10 protein-coding genes are annotated in these 9,606 nt (G+C 75.8%); 6 read left to right on the forward strand and 4 right to left on the reverse strand.

The features are described 5' to 3' along the window. Positions 1–2: 2 nt before the first annotated feature. Positions 3–323, reverse strand: a complete 321-nt coding sequence (locus PGN05_RS23085) for a hypothetical protein (protein ID WP_419754921.1) — start codon at positions 321–323, stop codon at positions 3–5. An 81-nt stretch (positions 324–404) separates the two neighbouring features. Further along, positions 405–1,424 carry a Gfo/Idh/MocA family protein gene (locus PGN05_RS23090; RefSeq protein WP_419754922.1) on the reverse strand — a complete coding sequence of 340 codons (1,020 nt, stop codon included), beginning with the start codon at positions 1,422–1,424 and terminating at the stop codon, positions 405–407. An 88-nt stretch (positions 1,425–1,512) separates the two neighbouring features. Here PGN05_RS23090 and PGN05_RS23095 point away from each other — a divergent pair, with 88 nt between their 5' ends. From PGN05_RS23095 to PGN05_RS23105, 3 genes are all read left to right on the forward strand, one after another. Next, a complete protein-coding gene (locus PGN05_RS23095; protein WP_419754923.1) occupies positions 1,513–2,730 on the forward strand; it encodes a diguanylate cyclase domain-containing protein in 1,218 nt (405 codons plus the stop codon). A gap of 9 nt (positions 2,731–2,739) precedes the next feature. Then, complete coding sequence (locus PGN05_RS23100) at positions 2,740–3,513, forward strand: enoyl-CoA hydratase-related protein (protein WP_419754924.1); 774 nt, start codon at positions 2,740–2,742, stop codon at positions 3,511–3,513. A gap of 252 nt (positions 3,514–3,765) precedes the next feature. Then, on the forward strand, positions 3,766–5,124 hold the full coding sequence (locus PGN05_RS23105; protein WP_419754925.1) for a dicarboxylate/amino acid:cation symporter: 1,359 nt from the start codon (positions 3,766–3,768) through the stop codon (positions 5,122–5,124). A 72-nt stretch (positions 5,125–5,196) separates the two neighbouring features. On the opposite strand, the gene PGN05_RS23110 is transcribed toward PGN05_RS23105, so the two are convergent. Continuing rightward, positions 5,197–6,048: a hypothetical protein gene (locus PGN05_RS23110; protein ID WP_419754926.1), complete on the reverse strand. Its 852-nt coding sequence runs from the start codon at positions 6,046–6,048 to the stop codon at positions 5,197–5,199. Between the two features lie 78 nt (positions 6,049–6,126). Between PGN05_RS23110 and nucS the strand changes: the two genes are divergently transcribed. The 3 genes from nucS (at position 6,127) to PGN05_RS23125 (ending at position 8,888) form a co-directional block, all read left to right on the forward strand. After that, a complete protein-coding gene (gene nucS / locus PGN05_RS23115) occupies positions 6,127–6,798 on the forward strand; it encodes an endonuclease NucS (RefSeq protein ID WP_419754927.1) in 672 nt (223 codons plus the stop codon). Between the two features lie 103 nt (positions 6,799–6,901). Beyond that, a complete protein-coding gene (locus PGN05_RS23120; protein ID WP_419754928.1) occupies positions 6,902–8,578 on the forward strand; it encodes a 3-hydroxyacyl-CoA dehydrogenase family protein in 1,677 nt (558 codons plus the stop codon). Positions 8,579–8,582: 4 nt separating this feature from the next. After that, positions 8,583–8,888, forward strand: coding sequence for a hypothetical protein (locus PGN05_RS23125; protein WP_419754929.1), 306 nt, complete (start codon positions 8,583–8,585; stop codon positions 8,886–8,888). 13 nt (positions 8,889–8,901) lie between these two features. Here the strand turns inward: PGN05_RS23125 and PGN05_RS23130 are convergent, their stop codons facing one another. Further along, positions 8,902–9,549: a class F sortase gene (locus tag PGN05_RS23130; protein WP_419754930.1), complete on the reverse strand. Its 648-nt coding sequence runs from the start codon at positions 9,547–9,549 to the stop codon at positions 8,902–8,904. Positions 9,550–9,606: the final 57 nt, after the last annotated feature.

The following is a 9,606-nucleotide window of genomic DNA, read 5'->3' on the forward strand; positions in this document are numbered from 1 at the left end:
CCTCAGCCCCCCGGGAACGAGGCCGCGAGCGTCCGCGCGCGCTCGGCGTCCTCCGGGAAGACGAGCACCTCGGCCCGGTGCGGCCCGGGAACGCGCACCGTGGACCGGATGCCCGCGTCCGACAGCACCGCGCGCAGGGCGAGCGCCGACTCGCGGCGGGAGAGGGTCGCGATCCGGGTGAGCAACCCGTCGTCCGACGGCGGCCGGCGGTCCTCGCCGGAGCCGAACGCCCAGCGCAGGAACAGCGCCAGCAGGCCGATGACGACGAAGGCGATCCCCGGCCCGACCAGGTAGTGCAGGTTGCTGCCGACTCCGATGGGCATGGTCGGTCCTCCTCCTGGGACCCCTGCCAGTGTGCCACCGCGGGCGGGCCGGGCTGAACGCCGACGCCCCCCGCCGGCGTCCTAGAGCCGGACGAGGACGCCCTCGGCCGCGCTGTGCCGGGCGGCGTCGAGCACGGTCGCGGTGGCCACGGCGTCGCGCGGGTCGACCGGCACCGGGCCCCGCCCGCGGACGGCGGCGGCGAAGGCGGGGTAGAAGGTGTCCCACGCCCCGGGCTCGGTGGGCACCGTCTCACCGTCGTCCCCGCGCCGGAGCCGCCCCCACCGTTCGGGCGGCTCGGCGCCCCAGTCCGCACCGCCGGGGCGGCGACCGGCGACCAGCGCGTCCTCCTGGCCGTCCATCGGGCCGTCCACGACGTAGCTGCCGGCGGAGCCGGTGACCCGGAAGCGCAGTCCCGGAGCGCCCTCGCTCCAGCTGCCGGCCAGGTGCGACCGGGCGCCGTCGGCGTGGGTGAGGGCGAGGAACACGTCGTCGTCCAGGCCTCCCTCGCGCAGCCGCCACTCGGCGTAGACGCTGGTCACCGGCCCGAGCAGGACCAGGGCCTGGTCGACCAGGTGGCTGCCGAAGTCCCGCAGCGTGCCGCCCCCGGACGCCGGCGGGCCGGGCTCGGGGCTGAACCGCTCGAAGCGGGACTCGAACCGGGTGACGGTGCCCAGCCGCCCGCTCTCGACCAGCGCCCGCACGGTGCGGAAGTCGGAGTCCCAGCGCCGGTTCTGGTAGGGCGCCAGGGCCCGGCCCAGCTCCGCGGCGAGCTCCACCGACCCGCGGGCGGCCGCCGCGTCGAGCGCGAACGGCTTGTCGCAGACGACCGCGAGACCCAGGCGCAGCGCCTGGTCGGTGAGCGCCGTGTGGGTGTCGGCCGGCGTGGAGATCGCCACCGCCTCCGCGCCGGCGCCGGCCAGTTCCTCCAGCGAGGCGAACGTCGCGAGGCCGGGGTGCTCGGCGGCGACCTGCGCGCGCCGCTCGGGGGACGTGGTCACCACGCCGAGCAGGTGGCACTCGGCGGCGGCGGCCAGCAGGGGGGCGTGGAAGTACCGGCCGCCGAAGCCGTACCCCACCAGTCCGAACCGCACGGGATCCATGCCCGGATCATGCACCGCCGCGAGAAATCGCAGGGACCGTGCCGCAGCGTGTGTGCACAGTGACCCACTGCCGCTACCGTGCGGCGCCGTGCCGAGCCCCCGTTCCGCCGTCGCCGACCCCGCCCGGCTCGCCGCGGTCGCCAGCTACCGGCTCGCCGGCCACGCCGGCGACGCCGACCTCGACGCCGTCGTCGCGTACATGGCCCGCGCGTTGGACGCGCCCATCGCGGTCATCAACCTGGTCGGGCCCGACCTGCAGTGCTTCCCCGCCGAGATCGGCGTCGGCGTGCCGTTCTCGCACGTCCCCGACGAGCTGTCGTTCTGCGCGTACGTGGTGGCGACCGGCGCGCCGCTGGAGGTGTCGGACGCGCTGGCCCACCCGGTCTTCGCGGAGAACCCGGCGGTCGCGGCCGGCGCGATCCGCTCCTACCTCGGCGTTCCGCTCATCGACGAGGACGGCTTCGTCCTCGGCTCGCTCGGCGTCTTCGACGACGACGTCCGGACCTTCTCCGGGGACGACCTCGACGCCCTGGAGATCCAGGTCCGCCTCGTGCGCAGCGTCCTCTCCCTGCGCCGCCAGGTCGCCACCCACCGCTGGGACGCCCGCCTGCTGGCGCTGCAGGGCCGGGTCCTGGAGGCGGTCGCCACGGGCAGCCCGCTCGAGGGCGTCCTCGACCTGCTGGCCGGGGCGGTCCGGGAGCTCTCCCCGGACGCCGACGCCGCCCAGCAGCTGCTGCTCGACGAGACCGTCGACCGGCTGACCACGGTCGCGACCGACGCCGACGGCTGGCGCCGGGCCCTGACCCGCGTCGCCCGCCAGGACCCCCTCACCGGCCTCGCGAACCGCGGGCACCTGCTCGACGCCGGCCGGGCGGCGCTGGCGAGCGGCGGCGGGGCGGTCCTGTTCATCGACGTCGACCGCTTCAAGGAGGTCAACGACCGCGGCGGCCACGCCGTCGGCGACCAGCTGCTGGTCCGGCTCGCCGAGCGGCTGCGCGACACCCTGGAGGACGTGCCCGACGCGGTGGTGGGCCGGCTGGGCGGCGACGAGTTCGCCGCCGTCCTGCCGGGCCTGGACCGGGAGACCGCGGCGCGGATCGGCCAGCGGCTCGTCGGCGCGCTGGTCGACGAGGTCGAGGTGGGCCGGCGCAGCGTGCGGGTCTCGGCGAGCATCGGGCTGGCCATGGCCGGGCCGGGGACCACGTTCGAGGACGTCCTGCAGGAGGCGGACGTCGCGATGTACGGCGCGAAGGAGCGCGGCCGGGGTGTGCTGCACGCCGGGGACGGGGCCGATCGCGTCGGCTAGCGTCGGTCCATGGACGCTGCGGGAGCCCCCCGGGTCGAGCGCGACGGCGACGTCGTCACCATCACGATGTGCCGCCCGGCGAAGCGCAACGCTCTCTCCCGGGACCACCTCGGTCAGCTGCTCGCCGCGGTCACCGAGGCCGGGGGGAGCAGCGCCGCCGGCATCGTGCTCGCCGCGGAGGGGCCGGTGTTCAGCGCCGGGCACGACTTCGCCGACGTCGCCGGCCGCCCGGTGGTCGAGGTGCGCAGCCTCCTGCAGCTGTGCACCGAGCTCATGCAGACCCTGCAGGGCGTACCGCAGGTCGTGGTCGCCCGGGTGCACGCCCTGGCCACGGCCGCCGGTTGCCAGCTGGTCGCCTCCTGCGACCTCGCGGTGGCCGCCGAGTCCGCCGGCTTCGCGGCACCGGGCGGCAAGGGCGGCTGGTTCTGCCACACGCCGATGGTGGCGATCGCCCGCAACGTGGGCCGCAAGCGCGCGATGGAGCTGGCGCTCACCGGCGACGTCATCGACGCGGCCACCGCGTTGGACTGGGGGCTGGTGAACCGGGTGGTGCCCGACGCGGACCTCGACGAGGCCGTCGCCGACCTCATGGGCCGGGCCACCCGCGGGTCGCGCGCCAGCAAGGCCTGGGGCAAGCAGACCATGTACGCCCAGCTCGACCGCCCGGAGCGGGACGCCTACGCGACCGCCGTGGAGGTCATGGCCTCGGCCAGCCAGCTGCCCGGCGCCGTCGAGGGCATGACCGCCTTCCTGGGCAAGCGCCGGCCGATCTGGCCCGACTGACGAAGGACCCCGTCCTCCCCACCCCTCGCAGGCTCGGGGCGGGACCCGGGACGGGGCCGCCCAGGCCGCGGTGAGTTCGGGCACACGCGGGATGGTGCGGGCGGCGGGGCGCCTTGACCCCAGCGTGCGCAACGTGTGGGGCCTGACCCGGCGGCGCGCGCTCGACTTCGGGCGGATGACGGCCGACGGCTGAGTGCGCTCCCCGCGCCCGGTCCGCCCCTCTGTCCCGCCCGTCCCCCGGAAGGCACCTCCGTGCTCGCTCGTCTCCGCCGCGTCCCGTTCGCGGCGCAGGTCCTCCTCGCCCTCGTGCTGGGCGTCGCCCTCGGGCTCGTCGCCCGTGACCTGGGTCCCGTCGCCGACGGCACCCCCAACTGGCTGACCAGCACCCTGCAGACCATCGGCAGCACCTTCGTGACGCTGCTCAAGGCGCTGGTCCCGCCGCTGATCGTCACCGCGGTCATCGTGAGCATCGCCAACCTCAAGCAGGTCTCCAACGCCGCCCGCCTGGCCGGCCAGACCCTGCTGTGGTTCGCCATCACGGCGCTGATCGCCGTCGGCATCGGCATCGGCCTCGGCCTGCTCACCCAGCCCGGCCGCAACAGCTCCGTCGACGCCGCCGCCCAGACCGACCCCGGGACCACCGGCTCGTGGTGGGACTTCCTCAACGGCCTCGTGCCCGGCAACATCTTCGGCCTGCAGGCCGCCGCGCACGACGACGGCTCGATCGGGCTGTCGTTCAACGTCCTGCAGCTGATCGTCATCGCGGCCGCCGTCGGCATCGCGGCGCTCAAGGTCGGCGCGCCGGCCGAGCCGTTCCTCGCGCTGACCCGCTCCGCGCTGGCCATCGTGCAGAAGGTGCTGTGGTGGGTCATCCTTCTGGCCCCGATCGGCACCGTCGGCCTCATCGGCAACGCGGTCGCCAGCTACGGCTGGGAGTCCCTCAGCTCGCTCGGCGTCTTCGCCGGCGCGGTCTACATCGGCCTGGCCCTCGTGCTCTTCGTGGTCTACCCGGTGCTCCTGCGGCTGCACGGCCTCTCGCCGCTGCGGTACTTCGCCGGTGCCTGGCCGGCCATCCAGCTGGCCTTCGTCTCCCGCTCCTCGATCGGCACGCTGCCGGTGACCGAGCGGGTGACCGAGCAGAACCTCGGCGTCCCGCGGACCTACGCGTCCTTCGCCGTCCCGCTCGGGGCGACGACGAAGATGGACGGCTGCGCGGCGATCTACCCGGCGCTGGCGGCGATCTTCGTGGCGCAGTTCTTCGGGGTCGACCTGTCGATCACCGACTACCTGCTCATCGCGCTGGTCTCCGTCGTCGGCTCGGCGGCCACCGCCGGGGTCACCGGCGCGGTGGTGATGCTGACGCTGACGCTGTCCACCCTGGGCCTGCCGCTGGCCGGTGTCGGTCTCCTGCTGGCCATCGACCCGATCCTCGACATGGGCCGCACCGCGGTGAACGTCGCCGGTCAGGCGCTCGTCCCGACCATCGTCGCCAAGCGGGAGGGCATCCTCGACGTGGACCGCTACCGGGCCACCTCGACGATCGACCCGCTGGCACGCGTCGACGAGCGCGGTGGGGTGGACGCCGACCTGCGCGAGCCCGCCACCGTGTAGTGCCTGCCGGTCCCCGCGGGGACCGACGACACCGGCCCGGTCCTCCTCCCGGAGGGCCGGGCCGCTGTCGTCCTACTGCCCGGACAGGTCGGCGCAGCCGGTCTCGTGCGGCAGGAGCGGGCGCAGCGTGAGCGCCCAGCGGCCGCCGTCGCCGGCCAGCCAGGGGGTCAGCGCGTTCGCCCCGGCCGCGGCCTCCAGGACGGCCGCGGCCTCCGCGCCGCGGGCGACCACGCAGGAGAGGCCCAGCCGCTCCTCCAGCGGCTCCCCGGGCAGCGCGGGGCCGGGCCAGGGCACCTCCGGCTGGACCAGCTCGGGCTCCGGCTCGGCGGCGGCGGTCACCACCGCCGCGACCGCGTCCGGCCGGTAGGGCTCCGGCCCCTCGGCACCCAGCGGGCCCTCCGGGGCGGTGAGGACGTCGAGCAGCCCCATCAACTCCCCTCGGGTGGTCTGCTGCTCGGGCGTGAGGCCGCTGGCGTCGGGCAGCTCGAACAGCGCCTGCACCTCCCGCACCGCGCTGCCCTCCTCGGTGACGAGCGTGAACCGGGTGGCGGGTGCGTCGGCGATCGGCGGGCTGCCGAGGTCGCCGGTGCCGGTCACCCCGGCGGCGATCGCCCGGTCGACGACCGCGTCCACGGCGTCGGCGCCCAGCTGCCACTCCAGCACGTTGGGCAGGGCGGGGGAGGGGTAGATCGCGATCTGCGGCCCCTCGGCGAGCACGCGGCCGTCGGAGTAGACGCTGACCAGCGGCAGCCGGGCGGCGAGCGTCTCCGGGGTCACCAGGCCGCCGACGTACTCCACCTGCAGCACCAGCCGGCCGGGGCCGTCGGCGGCGGGCCCGGGCGTGCCGGCGTCGCCGCCCCGGTCGGCGCACGCGCCCAGCAGGAGCACCAGCACGACGGCGACGGGTCGCAGGGCTCGGCTCACCCGGCCAGGATGCCGCTCCCCGGGGCCGGCCCCCGCCTCCCCGGGCGGGTCGTTGCCGGTTCGGTACCGTCGGACCCCGTGCGCCTGGTCATCGCCCGCTGCTCGGTGGACTACATCGGACGGCTCACCGCCCACCTGCCCATGGCGCCGCGGCTGCTGCTCGTGAAGTCCGACGGCTCGGTGTCCGTGCACGCCGACGACCGCGCCTACAAGCCGCTCAACTGGATGAGCCCGCCCTGCACGCTCAAGGACGAGCTCGTCGACGGCAGCGGCACCTGGACGGTCACCAACAAGGCCGGCGAGCAGCTCGTCATCACCATCGAGTCGGTCGAGCACGACTCGTCGCACGAGCTGGGCGTCGACCCCGGCCTGCAGAAGGACGGCGTGGAGGCCGAGCTGCAGCGCTTGCTCGCCCTGCACGTGGAGACCTTCGGGGCCGGCTGGTCGCTGGTGCGCCGGGAGTACCCGACCGCCATCGGCCCGGTCGACCTGCTCTGCCGGGACGCCGACGGCCGCACCGTCGCCGTCGAGGTCAAGCGGCGCGGGGAGATCGACGGCGTCGAGCAGCTCACCCGCTACCTGGAGCTGCTCAACCGCGACCCGCTGCTCGCGCCGGTCCGCGGGGTGTTCGCCGCGCAGGAGATCAAGCCGCAGGCGCGGGTGCTCGCCGGCGACCGCGGCATCGACTGCCTCACCGTCGACTACGCCGTCCTCAAGGGCACCGACGACCCCTCCCAGCGGCTGTTCTGATGGCGGACCCCGCTGCCCCCCACCGCTGGCGAGCTCGCGGCGGGCCCCTGCAGAGGAGCCGACAGCGCCGAGCGCGTTCCTCGCCCTCCGCTACCTTGGCGGCGTGGCCAGAGAACTGACCGAGGTCGGCGTCGTCGGGCTCGGCACCATGGGTGCCGGCATCGCCGAGGTGCTCGCCCGGGCCGGCCTGGCGGTGACCGCCGTGGACGTCGACGACGCGGCCGTGGCCCGCGGGCGCGGGCACGTGGACCACTCCACCGGACGCGCCGTGGCGCGCGGCAGGCTGGCACCCGAGGACCGGGACGCGATCGTCGAGCGGATCCGCTTCGGCACCTCGCTCGAGGACCTCGCGCACGCGGAACTGGTCATCGAGGCGGTCCCGGAGCGGATGGAGCTCAAGCGCGCGATCTTCTCCGCGCTCGACGGGATCTGCCCGCCGGACACCATCCTCGCCACGAACACCTCGAGCCTGTCGGTCACCGAGATCGCGGTGGCCAGCGGCCGGCCGCGCAAGGTCATCGGGATGCACTTCTTCAACCCGGCGCCGGTCATGAAGCTGGTCGAGGTCGTGCGCACCGTCGTCACCGAGCCCTCGGTGGTCGAGGACGTCGAGGCGCTGGCCGCCCGGCTGGGCAAGGTCGACGTGACCATCGGCGACAGGGCGGGGTTCATCGCCAACGCGCTGCTGTTCGGCTACCTCAACCACGCGGTGTCGATGTACGAGGACCGCTACGCCACCCGCGAGGACATCGACGCCGCCATGACGCTCGGCTGCGGCCTGCCGATGGGCCCGCTGGCGCTCATGGACCTCATCGGCATCGACACCGCCTACGAGGTCCTCGACACGATGTACGAGCAGTCGCGCAACCGGCTGCACGCGCCGAGCCCGGTCATCAGGCAGATGGTGACCGCGGGCCTGCTGGGCCGGAAGACGGGGCGCGGCTTCTACACCTACGCCGGCCGGGACTCCGCCGAGGTGGTCCCCGACGCCCTCACCCCGGCTCCCGGTGGCGTCGCGGAGGGTGCCCGCCCGGTGCAGCGGGTCGGCGTCGTCGGCTCGGGGACGACGGCGACCGGGATCGTCGAGGTGCTCGCCCAGGGCGGCTACCAGGTCGTCGCCGTCCGCACGCCCGACGAGGTGCGGGCGTCGCTGGACGACCTCGCTGACGTCGACCTGGTCGTCGAGGCGGTCGCCGGGGACCTGGGCACCACGCAGGCGCTGTTCGCCGACCTGGGCGAGATCTGCAAGCCCGGTGCGGTGCTGGCCACGACCGCCTCGAGCCTGCCGGTGATCGCGTGCGCCCGCGCCAGCGGCCGGCCCGCCGACGTCGTCGGCCTGCACGTCCCCGACCCGGTCCCGGGAACGCGGCTGGTCGAGGTCGTCTCCACCATCGCCACGGCGCCGGACGTCGCGGCCACCGCGCACGCCGTGGCGCTGCAGGCGGGCAAGCACCCGGTCTCGTGCACCGACCGGGCGGGGTTCATCGTCCACGCGCTGCTGTTCCCCTACCTCAACGACGCCGTCCGGATGCTGGAGGCGCACTACGCGACCGCCGACGACATCGACGCGGCGATGAAGCTGGGCTGCGGCTACCCGATGGGCCCCTTCGAGCTGCTGGACGTCGTCGGGCTCGACGTCGCGCTCGCCGTCCAGCGGGAGCTCTACACCGAGTTCCGCGAGCCCGGCCTCGCGCCGGCGCCCCTGCTGGGGCACCTCGTCACCGCCGGGTACCTGGGCCGCACGACCGGCCGCGGGTTCCGGGACTCCGCGAGGCCCTGACCGCGTGCCCCGCCGCAGCAGCCGGAACGGGTCGCGGCCTGCCCGGCGCGACCCGGTCCGCCGTCCCGACCCGGTGGAGGAGGGCGGCGACGGCGACTGGGTGGTCCGGTCGGTGACCGGCTCGGCGACGGGCAAGACCTACCGCTGCCCGGGGTGTGACCAGGAGATCCGGCCGGGCACGCCGCACCTGGTGACCTGGCCGGCCTACGCCCGCGACTCCGACCTCGAGCCGTGGGACACCGACTCGGCGGCGGACTGGCGGCGGCACTGGCACACCGCCTGCTGGCGGGCCCGCGACCGCCGCCGGTGACGGAGCCGTTGCCTCACGCCGCCACCGCGGTCACCACGACGTTGTCGGGATAGCTCCCCGCCGACCGGTCGAAGTCGCCGCCGCAGGTGACCAGGCGCAGCTCCGCCCGCGGCGTGGGCCCGTAGACGGCGGCGGTGGGGAACCGTGCCTTCGGCGCCCGCTCGACCGCGGTGACCGTGAACCGCACCGACGTCCCGTCGGCGCGGTCGACGACGACCTCGTCGCCGGGGGCCAGCTCGCGCAGCCGCCAGAAGACCGCGGGGCCGCTGCGGGAGTCCACGTGCCCGGCGAGCACCGCCGGTCCGACGTCCCCCGGAGCGGGGCTGCCGGTGTACCAGCCGGCGCGGGCGCCGATGGCCGGCGGCACGAGCGCGCCGGCGGGGTCGAGGCCCAGCCGGTCCAGCGCGGCGTCCACGCCGACCGCCGGGATGCGGAGGCCGACCGGCTCGGGGGAGGGGCGCCCCGTACCGGGCGCGAGGACCACGGGGACCGCCGCCGGGGTCGGGGACGCCGCCGGGGTCGGGGGCCCCGGCGACGACACGGCCACCGCCCCGGCGACCAGCGCGGTGGCGGCCACCAGCCGGCGCACGGCGGGCAGCCCTCGCCGACGCCGGGCCAGCGCGACCCCGGTGGCGCCGACCACCGCCAGCCCGACGGCCACGACCCCCCCCGGGGGCGCCCCCCCCCCCCCGCCCCCCCCCCCCCCCCACCCCGGTCG

Origin of the sequence: Geodermatophilus sp. CPCC 206100 (genome assembly GCF_048569675.1) — a bacterium.
GTDB lineage: Bacteria > Actinomycetota > Actinomycetes > Mycobacteriales > Geodermatophilaceae > Geodermatophilus.

Bases quoted from the DNA above. Each gene is read 5' to 3' on its own strand.
- PGN05_RS23085 (WP_419754921.1), bottom strand. From the start codon at position 323: ATGCCCATCGGAGTCGGCAGCAACCTGCACTACCTGGTCGGGCCGGGG.
- PGN05_RS23090 (WP_419754922.1), bottom strand. From the start codon at position 1,424: ATGGATCCCGTGCGGTTCGGACTGGTGGGGTACGGCTTCGGCGGCCGG.
- PGN05_RS23100 (WP_419754924.1), top strand. From the start codon at position 2,740: ATGGACGCTGCGGGAGCCCCCCGGGTCGAGCGCGACGGCGACGTCGTC.